The sequence below is a fragment of the Terriglobales bacterium genome, from assembly GCA_035651995.1.
Lineage (GTDB): Bacteria > Acidobacteriota > Terriglobia > Terriglobales > Acidobacteriaceae > DASRER01.
On record DASRER010000021.1, the window covers coordinates 98,336 to 114,977 of the forward strand.

Genomic DNA, 16,642 nt, shown 5'->3' on the forward strand with positions numbered 1-16,642 from the left:
TGCGGTTCTCAGTTCCCGGTCCTCAGTCCTCAGTTTGGGGCTCGCGTGGGTTCACGTTTCGGTCTGGCTGAGAACCGAGAACTGAGAACTGAAAAGCGAAACTTATTCCGAGGTGGCGCCGCGCGAAGGCGGCTCGTACTCGCGCGACATGCGCATCGCGTCGCGCGCTTCCTTCATCGCCGCTTCGGCGGCCTTGCGCGCCTTCGCCGAACCCGCTTCCAGAATATCCCATGCCAGCTTCGGATTCTGCTCGTATTTTCGCCGCCGCTCCTGGATCGGCTTCAGCACGCTCACCAGCGAATCGGCCGCCCAGCCCTTGCACTCGATGCACCCGATGCCCGCTGACCGGCAGCCTGCGTCCACTTTGGCGTTGGTTTCGCGATCGCTGAAGATTTTGTGCAGATCGCCAACGGGGCACACATCGGGATTGCCCGGGTCGGTTCGCCGCACGCGCGCCGGATCGGTGACCATGGTCTTCAGCTTCGCGCGGACCGATTCCTCCGGCTCGGAGAGCAGGATGAAGTTCCCGTACGACTTCGACATCTTCCGCCCGTCGGTCCCGGGCAGCTTGGCCGTCGGCGTGAGCAGCGGCTGCGGCTCGGGGAAGACCTCGCCGCGCTTGCCGGCGTAGAACATGTTGAAGCGCCGCGCCACCTCGCGCGTCAACTCCACGTGCGCCACCTGGTCCTGCCCGACCGGCACGAAGTCGGCCTGGTACACCAGAATGTCGGCCGCCTGCAGCAGCGGATACCCGAGGAACCCATACGTATTCAGGTCACGCTCCTTGAGCTGCTCTTTCTGTTCTTTGTAGGACGGAACGCGCTCCAGCCACCCCAGCGGCGTGATCATGCTGAACAGCAGGTGCAGTTCGGCGTGCTGCGGCACGTGCGACTGGATAAAGATGGTGCTGCGCTCCGGGTCGAGCCCAACCGACAGCCAGTCGAGCACGATCTCGATCGAATACTCCTTGATGCGCGAGGGGTCGGCGTAATCGGTGGTGAGCGCGTGCCAGTCGGCGACGAAGAAGAAGCACTCGTAGTTGTCCTGCAGCCGCACCCAGTTTTGCAGCGCACCCACGTAATGCCCCAGGTGCAGCTTGCCCGTGGGACGCATTCCGCTCAGCACTCTTGGTTTTCGGCCAGGTTTCTGGTTGTTGGCCATCACATTCTCAGCAGCAGGGAGTTGAAGAAGTTCACGAAGGGCATCATCAGGAGGCCGAGAAAGCGCCCGCCCACCAGGAACAGCAGGATGAACGCCACCGTGCCGAACATCTGGTAGGCGTGCATCGCGCTCGCCGGCAGGAAGTGCCGCAGCACGTGACTGCCATCCAGCGGCGGAATCGGGATCAGGTTGAACACCGCCAGCAGCACGTTGATGATCATCGCTTCGTAGAGCAGCACGCAGAGCGGCACCAGCGCCGACCCGGTGTCGATCAGCGCGCCCTGCGCGATGCCGGAAACGATCAGCTTCCCCTGCCCGCTGGCGAGGGAAATCACCGCCAGCAGCACTACCGCGCCGGTCGCCACCACCAGGTTGCTGACCGGCCCGGCGACGCTGGTCAGGATGTCGTCCCGCATGGGATTGCGGAAATTGCGCGGGTTCACCGGCGTGGGCTTCGCCCATCCGATCACCGGAAAGTGCGTGAGCAGCGCGATGAGCGGCAGGATGACCGTGCCGAACGGATCAATGTGCTTGATGGGATTCAGCGTGACGCGCCCCAGCATGCGCGCCGTGGGATCGCCGCAGCGCGACGCCATCCACGCGTGCGCCGACTCGTGCACGCTGATCGCGAACAGAAACGCGATGATCTGAAAGATGGCGAAGACGATTTCGCTGCTCATGCGCACCAAAAATTTGAGGATACCATGCGGCTTCCGCGCCCAGCCTTCCCCTTCCGGCAGCGGGCCGGGCCGATGTCCGTGCTGGCGGCCGGCGGCGCACCTCAACGTGGCCAAAAAGTGCCATCCCAAACCCGCCAGAAAGGGCCTGCAACTACAGAGTTTCACAAACGAAAACGCCCCGTATTCCAAAAAACATATTGGCGCAGTTTGACGCTTAAGGTAAGAACCTGAATCCAAAGGATGTTTATCCCCTAGGTGCGGTTGGTAACAGATTTGCGGCCATTCAGCCCAAAATGTCGCCGTTGGAACCAGAATGGCGACATCTAGTTTCCGAAAATCTTCAACAGGTCAAGGTAGAAACAGCTTGCGCATACGATTTTTCCGGGGCCGTTCGCCGCTCGTTCGGTCGTTCATCGGCGAGCCCCGCCATGCGTCGGCGGGCCGTAGGTTTTTCCGCCTTTCTCGCACGACAGCCGTGCAAATCACAGGAGGGAATATGCTGCTTGGCAGCAAAAGAGGAACCACAAGACTACTGCCTTTTGCGGTCCTGGCAATCGTCGTAGCGCTCAGCGCGCTGCCGGCGTTTGGCCAGGGCATCGTGACCGGCACCATGTCGGGAACCGTGCAGGACGCGCAACAGGCAGTCATCGTCGGCGCCAACGTTCGCGTGGTGAACGTGGGCACCAACATCGAGTCCAACACCCAGACCGACGCCCAGGGCTTCTTCATGGTGAAGAACCTGGCGCCCGGCACCTACGACGTCACCATCACCGCGCCCAGCTTCTCCAAGCTGGAAGTGAAGAACCTGGCCGTGGTCGTGGGCAGGAACACGAACCTCGGCACGCAGGTGATGCGCGTCGGCGGCGCCACCGAGATCGTGACCGTGGAAGCCTCCGCGCCACTGGTTGACGCGCAGACCTCGCAGGTTGGCAGCACGTTTACCACCCGCACGGTGGGCTCGGTACCGTTGGGCGGGACCGGCTTCGACTTCCTGGCGCTGTTCGTCCCCGGCGTGGCCAACAACGGCTCCGCGAACTTCAGCAACACCAACGGCGCGTCCATCGCCAACAACGGGTTGCGCGGCCGCTCTAATAACTTCCAGATCGACGGCCAGAGCAACAACGACAATTCCGTCGCCGGTCCGTCGCTGTTCCTTAACAATCCCGATGTGATTGGCGAGGTGCAGATCATCAACAACAACTTCAGCGTGGAGTACGGCCGCAACTCCGGCACGGTGGTGAACTACATCACCAAGAGCGGCACTAACTCATTCCACGGTTCGGCGTTCAACTACTACACCGGAAGCTGGAGCTACTCGCACGCCAACCAGGAAAAGAACCCGGTGCAGGGGTTCTGCGTCAACGGCCGCGTGGATCCCGTGGCCAATGGTTGCACGCGCCCCACAGTTCCGCGCTTCGTTGAAAACCGCTGGGGCGGAACCATCGGCGGTCCTATCGTCAAGGACAAGGCCTGGTTCTTCGCCAGCTACCAGCAAGACCCGCAGCGCGGCTCGGCGACCGGTACCTCATCGAGCCTCACGCCCACGCCGGCCGGCATCGGCATTCTCGACTCGGCGTTTCCGGGCAATGCGGCCGTCGCCTGGCTGAAGGCGCAGGGACCCTATGCCATCACCGCCGGCAATCCAGCGCAGGCGGGCGCGGTGCAGACGATCCCTGTTTCCGGCACCACCACCACCGTCAACGTCCCGTTCGCGTTCATTACGCGCTCCATCGGCAACAACCAGGACGACCGGCAGATTACCGGCCGCGGCGACTGGCAGATGTCCTCCAAGGACAAGTTTTTCGCCCGTTACATCTTCCAGAAGACGCTGACGGCGTTTGGCGCCGGGACCATCTCCAGCGGCGCCTTCGTTGCCATTCCTGCCAAAGACCAGCAGATTGGCCTCGATTACACGCGCACCTGGACTTCGCACCTGGTGCAGCAGCTGCGTTTCAGCTACTCACGCGCCGGATTCGGCTTTGAGGCCGGGCAGGCGCGTCCGAACTGCGACCGCAGCAACTTCAGCGTCTGTCCGCCGAGCATCGCCTTCAGCGACGCGACCAACAGCTACACCACCCTCGGCCTGGCCAACAACCTGCCGCAGGGCCGGCTGATCAACGTCACCCAGTACCAGGGCAACAACGCCTGGAGCCGCGGCCGGCACACCGTCAAGTTCGGCGGCGAGTATGCCCGTCAGCGCTCTCCGAACCAGTTCCTGCCGAACGTGAACGGCACGTTCACGTTCTTCTCCACCGGCGCGGTGAGCGCGTTCAGCAACTTCATTCGCGGCGCGGCTGGATGCGCGGCAGGTGCGACCTGCTCCACCCTGACCCTGGCCGATGGAAACTTCAGCGCGGAGTACAAGGAACAGGACGTCTCCTGGTACGTGCAGGATGACTGGCGCATCAAGGACAACCTTACCCTCAACCTCGGCTTGCGCTGGGAGTGGAACCAGCAGGCGGTCAATCTGCTGCGCGACATCACCCTGCGCAACGTGGCCAACGGCTTCTGGTCGTCGAGCGCGCCGACTTCCGTTACCACGCTGCCCGAGATCCCCGAAGACCTCAACAACTACGGTCCGAACTTCGGCTTTGCCTGGACGCCGCGCATCGCCGAGCGTCTGTTCGGCAAAGACAAGACCGTCATTCGCGGCGGCTACCGCATCGCCTATGAGCCGGCGTTCTACAACATTTTCCTGAACGTTCAGACGGCGGCGCCGGTGGTGAACCTGGGCTCGGTCAACAACGTCGGCGTCACCGCGGCCGGGACCGGCGCGTCGGTGGCGGCGGCTTACCTGTCGTTGATTCCGCGCGGCGCCAATCCCGGAAGCCGCAACCAGACGCGTGTGAGCCCCAACTTCCACAACCCGTACACCGAGCAGTGGTCGTTCGGCATTCAGCGCGAGCTCAACAGCAAGATCGCCGTCGAGTCGCGCTACGCCGGCAACCACGCCATCGGTAATTTCTCCACCATCAACGGCAACCCGAACATCTCCGGCATTCCGGCCAACCTGCTGCCCCCGGGCGTTACCCCCTGTCCGGCAGGCGCGGCCGGAGTCGGCTCTGGCGCGGTGGGACGCCTGGATTGCAACTTCACCAACGTCCGCACGCGCAACAACGGAGCGTGGTCCATCTACCACGGATTGCAGAACGAGCTGCGGATCCGCAACTTCCACAACTTCACGGCTAACTTCGCCTACACGTGGAGCAAGGCGATCGACAACGTCAGCGAGATCTTCGCGGCCACCGGCGGCGGCATCGCCAACCCGGCCCCGCAGAACCCCTTCGACCCCAACGTCGGCGAGCGCGGGGTGTCGGCGCAGTCGTTCCCGCATGTGTTCAACACGTTCTGGTACTACGACTTCCCCTGGATGAAGAGCCAGCACGGCGTGCTCGGGAAGATCGTGGGCGGCTGGACGTGGGGAGGCACGTACCGCTACCAAACGGGCGCCCCGCTGACGCCGTTCCAGAACACCACCAACCCGGCGTGCGACACCTCGTGGAACACCGCGTTTATTGGTCAGGACTCCTGCCGGCCCATCCTCAGCAACCCCAAGGCTCCGTTTGATGCGGCGGGCCGTTACCTGACCGCAACCCAGTTGGTGAACAACAGCACCTGCGTCAGCGCCGCTGCCGTTGGCACGGCCGCCTGCCCGTTGGTGACACCCAACGACGTGCGCTTCATCGTCAACAACACGTTCGCAGACAACGCGCTGTGCGGCGGCAATCCGTTCGCCTGCTCGGTCAGTCGCGACGTCTACCGGGCCCAGAGCCGTAACCAACTGGACCTGTCAGTGGCCAAGGGATTCAAGATCCGCGAAGGCATGAATCTGGACCTCCGGATTGATGGCTTCAACGTTGCGAACCGCATGTTCTTCGGTTCGCCGGGCTTGAACATCAACAGCCGAAACATCAACCCGGGCGCGGGCGCTGCTCAGGGCAGCTTTGGCAACACTGCCTTCAACACGTCCAATCGCCGCAGCTTGGTGCTGTCAGTGCACTTTGGGTTCTAAGCAATTCGGGGAGGAGCTTCTGCTCCTCCCCTTTTGATTTCGCCTGGATCAAACCCCCTGCTTCTCCAGGTGGCCCCGGAGACTTCTCCGGGGCCTTTTCTTTGCAGCCCCAGCCGGCCTCGGCCGTGCCTTGGCCGCCCACATCATTCCATCGCATCGGAGAACATGATGTCGTGCATCCACGGCTGCGGATACCCGCCCTGCCGCACCGCCGTGGCCAGCTGCGCGTAGTGCCGGATGCCATGCAGCAGAATGTGCACCGCCAGCTTGCGTTTGCTGGTCGTGACCTCTCCCGCAGTGATCGTCACGAACGTCAGCACCTGCCGCATGTCGTTTTCCGTCGCAGTGCTCAGGAACTGCGTCAGCTTGCCGCGCCCGGCCCGCGCCACGCCGTAGATTTCATCCAACGACTGCTTGCTCACAAACTGCTCAGGCGGCGTCACCGGTTCGCCCAGCAGACGCTCCGAGTGCCGCTGCTCCACGGCAAAGATGTGCATGAGCAATCCGCGCGCGGTCTTCTGCCCGGCAATGTCGAGCGGAGCATCCAGCGCTGCCGGCTGTTGTTCAAAGAACGCACGCCAGCGTTCCGCCTCCTGCCCGGTGTATCGCATCAGCTCTTCGAAGCTCGGGCCCGCCGTCATCGCGGCTCCTTCTTCTCCGCTGATTTTTCACTGAAAGCGCGCTGCACTTCTTCCGGCGCGATCGACTTCACCTTCAAAGTCTTCGCCGGAATCCCGCCCACGATGTGATACGGCGGCACGTCCTTCGACGCCACCCCCATCGATCCCACCATCCCGTGCTCGCCTACCTTCACGCCGCTCAGCACCGTGGCATGGTAGGTGATGCGCGCCCGCGGGCCGATCTCGGTTTTCTGGTTGCTCACGATCATGCCGTCGTTCAGGTCGTGCGCGTGCGAGTACACGTTGGCGTAGTCGGAAATCGAGCTGCCCTCGTGGATGATGATTTCGCCGCGGTCGTCGAGAAGAACGTACTTGTGGATGGTGCAGTTGTCTTCCACCGTCAGGTTGTAGCCGTAGGAAACCTCCACCCCGTGGAAAATTTTCACGTTCTTCCCGCAATGTTTGAACACGTGCCGCGCCAGCATGGCGCGCACGCGATGGCCCAGCCAGTGGTTCAGCCCCGCCGGCGAGCGGTCGTACATCATCCAGAACCAGATGAGCGGCTTTCGCTCGCTGTACTTGGCCACATCCACGTCGCCGTACGACTCCGGCTCCAGCGTCGCGTTGCGGGGATCGAAGCTGTGCACCAGCGCCGCCCGCGCCATGCCGTCGCGCTCGGGATCGGGCGCCTGCCAGGGCCGCCCCAGGTACAGCTCGTGCAGCGCGCCGCGCACCACTGCGCTCCGGTGCTCCGGATCGCGGTCCTGGAAATCGCGCTCCAGCTGCTCGATCCACGCCAGAAAAAGCTTCTCCGCCTCCGGCGTGGGATGCAGGTCGCGATATTCGTAACGCGGCATGGCAGCCTCTATGGTGCGACTTGAGTGAATTTCGAGGGTAACACGAGGACAGTTGTCAGTTGCCGGTTGTCGCCACAAGTACGATGAGGCAAAACTGGCAACTGGCAACTATTTCTGCACTATCGTCAGAACGTGCCGGCCCACCACGGCCGTATCGATGCGCGCCGGCATGACGAACGTCGAGTCCAGGCCCACGTTCGGATACTTCGGCTTCAAATAGTGGCCGGCGAAGTATTCCAGCGCCATGCGCGGTATCTGCACCCCGTCAATCTCCACCGACTGCACGTGCACGCTGCCGCGACGATTGGCCCCGCTCGCCAGCGCCGAGACGCGCACGTTGTGCACGCCGCTGAAGATGGCCAGCAGCGGATTTCCCGACGTCCGCCCCTCCTTGAGTTCGTCGAAGTCCACGCGCGCCGTGCCCGTCACCGTGCCGCCATCGCCGGTCAGGTGGAGGTTGCGCACGCCGCGCGGCAGCGGCGCCTTGCCTGCGTCGAAATAAGCGTTGATCTCCTGCTCGGTCAGGTCCGTCGGCTTCGGATTCGGCTTCGGCTGCCGGCCGTTGCGATCAATGTAATCGAGCTTGCTCGTCGCCGACTCGGCCAGCGATCCAGAAGGCGTGGGACCCGAAGCGGCTTTCTTCTGCGCCGCGGCAAAGGCCACAGCCACCAGTGTGAGCAGCAGCGCCACCCATCGGGAGATTTTCATCGGCATCATTCAGGAACGCGGTTGTGACCCGCGGCAGCCAGCCGTGCCTGCACCCGCGGTGAATCCAGCGTTCCTTCCACGGTAAACGACTGCGCGCCGCTCAGCAAGGTGAGCGCTAGTTGACGCCCTGGCGACGCCGTCCCACTTACGACGTACGATCCGCCGGCCGTTTCCATTTTGGTCTGTTGCAGCGTCAGGACGCCGTCGCGCAGCAGCGCGCGTCCCCGGAAAAGGTGGATGCGGACCGGCGCGCCGGCTGCCGACGGCTTGCGTTCGTGCCCGTGCGGAGCCAGGACCACGTGCTTCAGCATGCCATCGCGCCACTCGAAGTCCGCCGAGCCTGAAACCGAAGACGCCAACTCACCCGCCGACCATCCGGAAGCCGCCAGCTTGAACGTGGCGCCCGCCGTGCCCGTCGCCCAGTTGTCCCGCATCGCCTGCGACACCTGCGCCATGGATGCGCGCTGCAGCGACCCGGAAAGCGCGTACGCCGGCGCCGCGCCCGCGAATTCGGCGCGCAATTCCCCGTGCAGCGTGCCGCCAAACATCGTCGCCGAGATGTCGCTGAGCGTCAGCGTGCCGTCGCCCATCTCAGCCTGCGCCGAAAAATTCTGCGCGATCGCATCTTTCATCACCAGGTGGGCCACCGCAATCGTGCCGCGCGCCCGCAAGCGCTCAAAACTTCCCGCCGGCGTGGGGCCGCCCGCCAGCCGCCGATACCAGGGCTGCTGCTGCGCTCGCGGATTCAGCACGCGGTTCAAGTCGGCGGCGCTCACGCGGTCCCCGGCAATGCCGAACTCGATCGTGCTCTCGCCGCTGCAGCCCCGCGGCCGGCGCAACCAGCCGCTCAGCGCGATCGCCCCGTCTGCCAGCGACGCCTGAAAGTTCTCCAGCGCAAACGAACCTTCGCTGAGCCGCGCCGACGCGCTCGCCATCCGCACGCCGCCCTGCACGCCGGGAATTTCCGCGCCAACGCCGCGCAGGTCCGCCGTTCCCGTGACCACCGGCGCGCCGAAGCCGGCCCACGTGCCCGCGCCCGCCAGTTGCACGCGCGCGCTGCCGCTCAGCACCGCCTTGGTTGCCGGAATGCCGAACACGCGCGCCGCCGCCAGCAATCGCGGCAGTTGCGCCGGACCGTCGAGTTGGAAGGCGTACTCTTTCGCGGAAAACCAGGCCTGCGCCCGCGCCGGCTGCCCGCCGCCAAGCGCCAGCGGGAAGGGCAGGACCCGCAGGCGCGCCGCTTCCGCCGGATCATGGCTCCTGGGCGGTCGCCGGCCGCGCGCGTGTGTGGCGGCCGCCGGTTGCGCCGGCGTCTCCACCGCGAACTCGACCCTGCCCAGCTCCAGTGGCGTCTCCAGCTCGCGCGAACGCAGCAGGACCGCCTCCGCGCTGCCGCCGCCCTGCCACTCGGTCCGGCCGCCTTGGCGCGAGCGCGCCACGAACGCGGCATTTACCCGGCCGTCGCCCGTCAGGTCGTCCGGCAGGTCGCGCTTCATCTGCCGCGCCAGCGCGGTCAAGTACGACGCCGGCACGTCGCGCAGCGCGAGTCCGAGCTCATAGCTCCGGTTGCCGGGCAATCCGGCTGCGCTGCCGCGCAGCGTCACCGCGCCATCCCGCGCGGGCAGCTCGCAATGCAGGTCCTGCACCTGCTGGCCGCTCACCAGCAGGGTGGCGCTGCAAGCCGCCGCCAATGCGAACGACTCCGGCGAGGTGATGTCGTACCGATGGAATCCGTCCACCTTCGCCTCGGCCGTCACGGCCACCCTCGCCGGTGTCCCGGTGAGCGCCACCGTCGCCGAGCCTTCGCCGCGCCAGCCGCGGTCGCGCCCGAAGATGAACGTCGAGAGCTGCCCGAGTTGCGCGTTGCTCAGCCGCGCATTGATTCGCAGCGAGGTCTCATTCGGACGCGTCCCGCGCCGGAAGCTGCCCTCGGCGCGCACCACGCCCACATTGCCCAGGTTGGCGTCGCTGCGCACCGGACGCGCCTCCAGCCGTGCCCGCCACTCGTCTTCCGACGCGAGCCACAGCGCGAAGTCGGCGTCGGTCAGCGCCCACACCTTCTTCTCCTGGCCGAGCTTCAGGTTGATGCGCCCCGAATCGGCCTCGACGTAAGGAAATCGCGGACGCGCCTCGGGACTGCTCTTGCCCGTCGGCGCCGACGCCGTCTGCCGCGTGCGCGCCAGCACCGGTTCCAGGTTCCACTGCCCGTCGGGACGCCGCACCAGGTTCAGGCTCGGCTCTTTCAGGCCCAGCCGCGCGATTTCCAGCCGCCCGCGCCACAGCGAACTCAGCCGCAGCACGGCCGTGACTTCGCCGGCGCGCAGCAGCGGCTCGGCGCTGAAGCTGGGATCGTCTTCCACCACGAAGTTCTGCAGGGTAAAGCCGGGCTGCGGCACCAGCTGCAGCCTCACGGAGTCCACCGTCACCGGACGTCCAAGCGCGCCGCTGATCGCGCTCACCACGCCTTTCTTGAAGCGGTTCACGTTGACCGAAGGCGGCGCCACGGCCGCCAGCGCCAGCACCAGCGCCAGTGCGACCAGGAAGCGGAATTTAGCGCTCCGTGCCATCACCCTCGCTCATCGGACAGTCGTCCAGCGGACCTCTTCTAGTGGACCTCTTCTAGTGGACCAGGTGAAACATTCTCCGCCAGCGCGTCTGGTCGAAAAAGTGGATCACCACTTTGAAGATGAACCCGATCCGCTCCGCCATGCCGCGCTTCTCGTACTGGTCGGGCGGCGTCTCGAACGACCAATAGATGAATGTCGGCCGCCCGATGATGTTTTCCCGCGGAATGAATCCCCAGAAGCGGCTGTCGTAGCTCACGTCGCGGTTGTCGCCCATTCCGAAATACGAATCGGGCGGCACCACCAGTTCGCCGTTCTCGATGTAATCGCGCATTCTCACGTGCCACTCCGGCGTGATGCTGTTGAAGTCCGGCGGAGGCGCCGCGGGGAAGTTGTCGCGATATGGGATGTAATCGTGGCGCGAGTGGATCACGTACGGCTCATCTTGGCGCACGCCGTTCAGGTACAGCACGCCGTCGCGCAGCCGTATGCGGTCGCCCGGAATGCCGATCACGCGCTTCACCACGTACAGCCCGGGCTGCGCCGGCGAGAGGAACACCACGATCTCGCGCCGCTTGGGCGTGGTGTAGGGAGTGAGCGGCATCCAGCGCGTCGGCGGCGCGTACGAAATGCGGTCCACGAATACGTGGTCGCCGATCAGCAGCGTGTTCTCCATCGAGCTCGACGGAATCTCGAACGCCTGGATGTTGAAGGTGATGATGAACAGGCCGGTGGCCAGCACCACCGCCATCGAGGCGATGAACTCCAGCCACGTCTCTTTGTGCTCGGCCTTTGCCGGCTGCTTTGCCGTCCCCGGTTTCGTCTCGCGTCTCGCCAAGGTTGTGGGTCGTGGTCCGGGCCGTTATTGCACGCGGCGCAGGGTGCGGCGCCAGCGCGTCTGATCGAAGAAGTGCAGCGCCGTGCGCGCCATCGAGCCCAGCCGCTCGCCGATTCCGGTCTTCAGATATTCGTCGCCCGGGGAGTCGAACGACCAGTAGATGAACAGCGGTGTTCCCAGGATGTTCTCGCGCGGCACAAAGCCCCAGTAGCGGCTGTCGAGGCTCACGTCGCGGTTGTCGCCCATGGCGAAGTACATGCCCTCGGGCACCACCAGCTCACCGTTGCGGATCCATCCCGGCAGCGCCGCCCGCCATGCCGCCGTCACCGGGTCGGTCTCCAGCGGACGTACGGAAGGGAAGTTGTCGCGAAACGCGTTCGCGTCCCCCAGGCTGCGGATCACGTACGGCTCGTTCTGCGCTTCGCCGTTCACGTACGCAATCCCGTCGCGCAGCCGTATCCGGTCGCCCCCAACGCCGATCACGCGCTTCACCAGCCGCAGGTCCGGTTCGCCGGGCTTGAGGAAGACGATGATGTCGCCGCGCCGCACGTCGCGATGCGGCACCAGCGGCATGCGCGACCCGACCGGATCGAACACGCTCCGGTCCACCACCAGGTGGTCGCCGATCAGCAGCGTGTTCTCCATTGAGCCGGAGGGAATCGCGAAGGTTTGCCCGGTGAAGGTCAGGATGAACAGCGCCATCACCGCCGTCACCGCCATCGAGGCCACCGACTCGGCGAAGCTCTCCTTCGGACGGGCTGGTTTCTCTTTGTTTTTCTTTGCCAAGCTTTGTCAGGTTGGAGGGAGCGCTACTTTACGACGAGGAACGTGCGCTGCCACCGCGGCAGGCTGGCCAGCTGGCCGAGCACGCCGAAACGTGCCAGTTTATCACCCGGCGCCGGGGGCTCCGGCTCGGTCAGGCTGCGCAGCGAGAGATAAATCACCAGCGGCCGCCCAATGATGTTTTCCCGCGGAACGAAGCCCCAGTAGCGGCTGTCGAGGCTCACGTCGCGGTTGTCGCCGAGCACGAAGTAGCGGCCTTCCGGCACCTGCAGCTCGCCGCCGTGCACCAGGCGCCGCATCTCCAGCCACCAGTGCGCCTCCAGGTTGGGCGAGACCAGGTTCGGCTGCGGAAACTCGTCGCGGTACAGGTCCAGGTCCGCCGCGCGATGGACAACGTACGGCTCCTCCACCGGAACGCCGTTCACGAACACCTGCTTGTTCACCAGCCGCACGCGGTCGCCGGGCACGCCCACCACGCGCTTCACAAAGTGCTGCTCCGGATGCACCGGGTAGCGGAACACCACGATGTCGCCGCGATGGATCGTGGTGTAGGGAAGCACCCGCCCCCACACGCCGCCCGAGGCGAAGTGGACCTTGTCCACCAGCAGGTAGTCGCCCACCAGCAGCGTGTTCTCCATCGAGTACGAGGGGATCTGGAACGCCTGCATCAGGAAGGTGATCACGAACACCGCGATCACCACTGTCCCGGCCAGCGACTGAACCACGCCCAGCGGACCGGCCGCATCGATCCGCTTGCTCCTCGGCGCGACCGGCGCCTCGCAGGGTCCCGCTCCGGCCCCCGCTGGCGCCTCCGCGCTCGCCTCGCCGTTCGCCGCGGCCGCGAGCGGGTTGCTTACTTCGGGCGGCTCCAGCATTCGGGCGGTTTCGGCGGCGCTTTGCGGTTCGAAATTCATTGGCTGGCGCCCGTCCGCACGCCGGCGCGGCCGGATCGGTTTGCTCCCGGCTGCTTCGCTTCGGGGTCTCCGCCTTCCAGCCCCGGATCCAGCGACTCCAGGTAAGCCAGCGCGAGCCGCGCCGCCTCCTGCTCCGCTTTCTTCTTGGTGGAGCCTTCACCCCGGCTGGCGTACTCCGGCTTGGACCGCGTGCCCGCGGCGCCGTGGATGCGCGCCTCCACCGTAAACATCTTGCGATGCTCCGGTCCCTCTTCCTTGGTGAGGACGTAATCCGGCTGCGGACGCCCCAGCGCGTGCACCATCTCCTGCAGCGCCGACTTGTAGTCGGTCACCGGCATCACGCCGCCGCCGCTCTCGTCCAGCCGCGCCAGCTCCGGCTCCACGATCCGGCTCAGCACGAACGCCCGCGCCGCTTCGAAGCCGGCATCCACGTACATGGCGCCCAGCACGGCTTCCAGCGCGTCCACCAGCAGGGCAGGCTTGCGCCGTCCGCCGCTCTTCTCTTCGCCGCGTCCCAGCCGCAGGTACTCGCCCAGCTTGATCTCCTCCGCTGCCTCGATCAGGTGTTTCTCGCTCACCAGGTGAGCGCGCAGTTTGGAGAGCTGGCCTTCGTGGAAGGATGGATAGCGGCGGAAAAGTTCTTCGCTGGTGATCAGGCCCAGCACCGCGTCGCCCAGGAACTCCAGCTGCTCGTTGTGTCTCGCGGCCGCGCCGCCGTTTTCCCCCAGCCGCGCCTGCGCCTCGTGCGCGTGCGAGGTGTGGGTCACCGCCTGCTCCAGCAACTCGCGATTGCGGAAGCGGTGCCCCATGCACTTTTCCAGGCTCGATAGCGTGCGCGCCTTCGGCTCTTTCGCCATGCGGGTGCTGCCCTGGTTTGCTCTCGGTACTCCCTGCTCAGTACGGCTCTATTTCGGCGGTGGCGGCGGAGTGTTCGGCTGCGCCGGCGCCGCCGGTGCAGCCGCACCCGCGGCGGGGGGCGTTCCCGCGGCCGGACCCGCCGCCGGCGCGGCCGGCGTGGTGAGCTTCACCAGCCGGTCGCGCTCCTGCTTCACCAGCGTGGCCACCGGCTCCTGCGCGTCGGGCACCGCGCGGTTGATCACCTGCAGCGCTTCCGCATACTTCTTCTGATGATCCAGCGCCAGCGACAGCCGGAACAGCGTCAGCGGATCAGGCTGCACGCCCGGCGTGTTGACCGCCTTCTTGAGGTTCGTCTCCGCCGACGTGTAGTTCTGGTTCACCATGTCGGCCGTGCCCATCGCGCCGTATGCCAGCGACTGCACCGTCGCCTTGGCCGCGGCCGCCTGCTCCGGCGTCGGCGTGCCGCCCAGGTTGATCTTGTCCACGTTGGCCAGCGCGGCTTTGGCGTTCTTGTCCACTTCGCCCAGGCGCTCGTCTTTGTCGAGATCGGTGTCGCGCGTGCGCTCGGCCAGCACCGTCGCCACCAGCACCAGCGCCACAGGATTATCGGGCTGCAGCGCAATCACCTTGTGTCCCATCTCCACCGTCTTCTCGGCGTTGTTGGCCGCCTGGTAGCGGTGCATCATCACCTGGAAGAGGCGCGCCTTCAGCTCGCTCTGCGGAAACTTCTCGGCGAACTCGTTCGCCGCCTTCTCCGCCGCGGCCATGTCGGGGTTCTGCGCCGCGGCCTGGAAAGCGTCGAACTCCTCCTTCGTCTTCGCCTGCGGCTGGTTCGAAGGCGGCGCCGCCTGCTGATTGTCAGACTTGATCTGACCCTGCGTCATGCTCTGTTCGCGGGCGCGGTCCTGCTGCTGCTGCACATTGCCGGGCTTGCCGGCCAGGCCCTGCTGCTGGGCGGCTGCCGGAAGGGCCATTGCGGCCGCCAGTGCCATGACCAGCGTCACTGTGATTGCTCCTCGTTTCATTGGCTCTCCTTCGTCGAACTCGTGCATGTCGGAATTTCGTTCACGGCCGGCGCACCGGCTCGTAGGGCTGCGCGATGCCGCGTTCGGCCGCCGCCCGCGTGTCGGGCGAGACGTCGCCCGCCGCCAGCGCCGCGCGATAATGCACCACCGCCGACTCGCGCTGCTCCTTCAGGTCCAGAATGCGCGCCAGATAGATATGCGACCACGCCAGGATGCGCGGCTCGCGCGCCAGCTCCAGCGTCCGTTCGAAATATGTCTGCGCGCCCTGCACGTCGCCCTGCATGCTCGCCGCCCGCGCCAGCACGAACATGGCGCGCGCCGGATCTTCCTTGCGCTGCTCCAGCGCCAGTTGCGCCAGCCGGTGCGCCGCGTCGGCGTCTTTCTCCGACAGGCGCTGCTCCGCCAGGTCCAGCAGCTCCGCTTCCTTCTTCTTCGATGCCGCCTGCACCACCTCAGGACGCGCGCGCTCCGCGAAGTGTACTTCACGGGCGCGCTTCTTCTCCCCCTCCACGTCCATGTCGTGCAGCATGTCATAGAGCGCGTCCTGCATGCCCGCCGGCCCCTGCTCGAACGTCTCCAGCGCATTGTAGAAGTAGTGCGTCAGGATAAATCCCTCTGCCGTGGCGGCGTCAGCCGCGTTTTCGCGCGCTTCTTCCGCCTCCTTCTTCTTGCCTCCGGGCATGGTGCGCGCTTCCAGCGCGCGAATCAGCGACTCGACCACCAGCAGTCCCACGTCCTGCTTGTAGCTCTCGTCAATCGGGGCCGACTTCAGCGTCTCCAGCAGCGGCTCCAGCCGCTTCAGTTGCCCCTGCCGCTTCAGCACCAGCGGATCGAGCACGTAATGCAGATACGTGTGGCGGATTGCGTCGAGCTTCAGCGAATTGCCCGACGGCGAAATCACCATGTAGTAGTCCGCCAGGTAATTGCGCGCGTTCACCTGCCCCGGCGCCGCCATCGGCTCCAGATAGATGACGAACCGCCGGCCCACATAGCCGCTCACCGGCAGCCGCAGATACAGGTCCGTGTTCGCGATCATGCCCGCCACCGGATCGTGGAAGCGCTCGACCAGCGACTCGTACTGATAGCGGTGCTCCGCCCATATCTTCTGCAACCCCGCCGCGCGGTAGAACTGCGCCAGCGGCGTCACCACGCCCACCACGTAGGCCGCGTCCGGCGGCAGGTCGGCTTCGCGCGCCGTCAGCGGGAAGTCAGGCGGGTCGCCCAGCCCGAGCGCCAGCGACAAGTACTGCGCCAGGTCGCGCGACGCATCCGGCTGCTGGTGGTCGCGGTAGAACGCGCACACGCGGTTGCGTGCCGCCATCGCTTCCTGCGACGTGGCCAGCGCCTTGCCAATTTCGGCCCGCACCTGCGAGCGCACCGGCTCTGAAGCGCCGATCTCGGCGTCGTAGCCGCAGGCGTTGAGCGCGGCCATCATGCTGAACAGCGTTTCGCTGGAATCGAGCGAAACTTTGGGCGTGGTCTGCGCCGCGGCCTGCGCCGCCAAACCGCACACCAATGCGGCTGACAGGATTCGGAAAAGAAAGCGCAGCCCAAGCCTCCTGGAACGCGACAGGTAGGGAGTTCAATTCAATTTTACGGGGCTCACAGAGCAGGGGTCAAAC

Annotated in this window: 13 protein-coding genes; 1 reads left to right on the forward strand and 12 read right to left on the reverse strand. The window is 65.6% G+C overall.

All coding sequences use genetic code 11. The features are described from left to right. Positions 1 to 102: 102 nt before the first annotated feature. Entirely contained in the window at positions 103 to 1,161 is a 1,059-nt protein-coding gene (gene trpS, locus VFA60_07925; protein HZQ91702.1) for a tryptophan--tRNA ligase, read from the reverse strand. Continuing rightward, on the reverse strand, positions 1,161 to 1,955 hold the full coding sequence (locus VFA60_07930; protein HZQ91703.1) for a site-2 protease family protein: 795 nt from the start codon (positions 1,953 to 1,955) through the stop codon (positions 1,161 to 1,163). The genes trpS and VFA60_07930 overlap by 1 nt, the downstream gene beginning before the upstream one ends. Before the next feature lie 382 nt (positions 1,956 to 2,337). Between VFA60_07930 and VFA60_07935 the strand changes: the two genes are divergently transcribed. Further along, complete coding sequence (locus VFA60_07935) at positions 2,338 to 5,853, forward strand: TonB-dependent receptor (protein HZQ91704.1); 3,516 nt, start codon at positions 2,338 to 2,340, stop codon at positions 5,851 to 5,853. Between the two features lie 143 nt (positions 5,854 to 5,996). Here the strand turns inward: VFA60_07935 and VFA60_07940 are convergent, their stop codons facing one another. From VFA60_07940 to VFA60_07985, 10 genes are all read right to left on the reverse strand, one after another. Further along, on the reverse strand, positions 5,997 to 6,494 hold the full coding sequence (locus tag VFA60_07940) for a DinB family protein (protein HZQ91705.1): 498 nt from the start codon (positions 6,492 to 6,494) through the stop codon (positions 5,997 to 5,999). Continuing rightward, positions 6,491 to 7,330 carry an acyltransferase gene (locus VFA60_07945; protein HZQ91706.1) on the reverse strand — a complete coding sequence of 280 codons (840 nt, stop codon included), beginning with the start codon at positions 7,328 to 7,330 and terminating at the stop codon, positions 6,491 to 6,493. Before VFA60_07945 ends, VFA60_07940 begins: the two co-directional genes overlap by 4 nt. A gap of 108 nt (positions 7,331 to 7,438) precedes the next feature. Continuing rightward, on the reverse strand, positions 7,439 to 8,038 hold the full coding sequence (locus VFA60_07950) for a hypothetical protein (protein ID HZQ91707.1): 600 nt from the start codon (positions 8,036 to 8,038) through the stop codon (positions 7,439 to 7,441). 5 nt (positions 8,039 to 8,043) lie between these two features. Beyond that, positions 8,044 to 10,605 carry an AsmA family protein gene (locus VFA60_07955; GenBank protein HZQ91708.1) on the reverse strand — a complete coding sequence of 854 codons (2,562 nt, stop codon included), beginning with the start codon at positions 10,603 to 10,605 and terminating at the stop codon, positions 8,044 to 8,046. A gap of 52 nt (positions 10,606 to 10,657) precedes the next feature. After that, positions 10,658 to 11,440 (reverse strand): signal peptidase I, encoded by a 783-nt coding sequence (gene lepB / locus VFA60_07960; GenBank protein ID HZQ91709.1) that lies wholly within the window; start codon positions 11,438 to 11,440, stop codon positions 10,658 to 10,660. A 24-nt stretch (positions 11,441 to 11,464) separates the two neighbouring features. Beyond that, the gene (lepB, locus tag VFA60_07965; GenBank protein HZQ91710.1) at positions 11,465 to 12,226 is read right to left on the reverse strand and encodes a signal peptidase I; all 762 of its coding nucleotides are present in this window, start codon (positions 12,224 to 12,226) and stop codon (positions 11,465 to 11,467) included. Positions 12,227 to 12,249: 23 nt separating this feature from the next. Further along, positions 12,250 to 13,098, reverse strand: a complete 849-nt coding sequence (gene lepB / locus VFA60_07970; GenBank protein ID HZQ91711.1) for a signal peptidase I — start codon at positions 13,096 to 13,098, stop codon at positions 12,250 to 12,252. A gap of 35 nt (positions 13,099 to 13,133) precedes the next feature. After that, positions 13,134 to 13,994, reverse strand: coding sequence for a ribonuclease III (gene rnc, locus VFA60_07975; GenBank protein HZQ91712.1), 861 nt, complete (start codon positions 13,992 to 13,994; stop codon positions 13,134 to 13,136). Positions 13,995 to 14,042: 48 nt separating this feature from the next. Beyond that, positions 14,043 to 15,020, reverse strand: coding sequence for a hypothetical protein (locus VFA60_07980; GenBank protein HZQ91713.1), 978 nt, complete (start codon positions 15,018 to 15,020; stop codon positions 14,043 to 14,045). 40 nt (positions 15,021 to 15,060) lie between these two features. Further along, the gene (locus VFA60_07985) at positions 15,061 to 16,524 is read right to left on the reverse strand and encodes a tetratricopeptide repeat protein (GenBank protein HZQ91714.1); all 1,464 of its coding nucleotides are present in this window, start codon (positions 16,522 to 16,524) and stop codon (positions 15,061 to 15,063) included. Positions 16,525 to 16,642: the final 118 nt, after the last annotated feature.

Coding starts and splice junctions, on each gene's coding strand:
- VFA60_07980 (HZQ91713.1), bottom strand. CDS start 15,020: ATGAAACGAGGAGCAATCACAGTGACGCTGGTCATGGCACTGGCGGCC.
- VFA60_07945 (HZQ91706.1), bottom strand. CDS start 7,330: ATGCCGCGTTACGAATATCGCGACCTGCATCCCACGCCGGAGGCGGAG.
- rnc (HZQ91712.1), bottom strand. CDS start 13,994: ATGGCGAAAGAGCCGAAGGCGCGCACGCTATCGAGCCTGGAAAAGTGC.
- VFA60_07940 (HZQ91705.1), bottom strand. CDS start 6,494: ATGACGGCGGGCCCGAGCTTCGAAGAGCTGATGCGATACACCGGGCAG.
- VFA60_07950 (HZQ91707.1), bottom strand. CDS start 8,038: ATGAAAATCTCCCGATGGGTGGCGCTGCTGCTCACACTGGTGGCTGTG.
- VFA60_07955 (HZQ91708.1), bottom strand. CDS start 10,605: ATGGCACGGAGCGCTAAATTCCGCTTCCTGGTCGCACTGGCGCTGGTG.
- lepB (HZQ91711.1), bottom strand. CDS start 13,098: ATGCTGGAGCCGCCCGAAGTAAGCAACCCGCTCGCGGCCGCGGCGAAC.
- trpS (HZQ91702.1), bottom strand. CDS start 1,161: ATGGCCAACAACCAGAAACCTGGCCGAAAACCAAGAGTGCTGAGCGGA.
- VFA60_07935 (HZQ91704.1), top strand. CDS start 2,338: ATGCTGCTTGGCAGCAAAAGAGGAACCACAAGACTACTGCCTTTTGCG.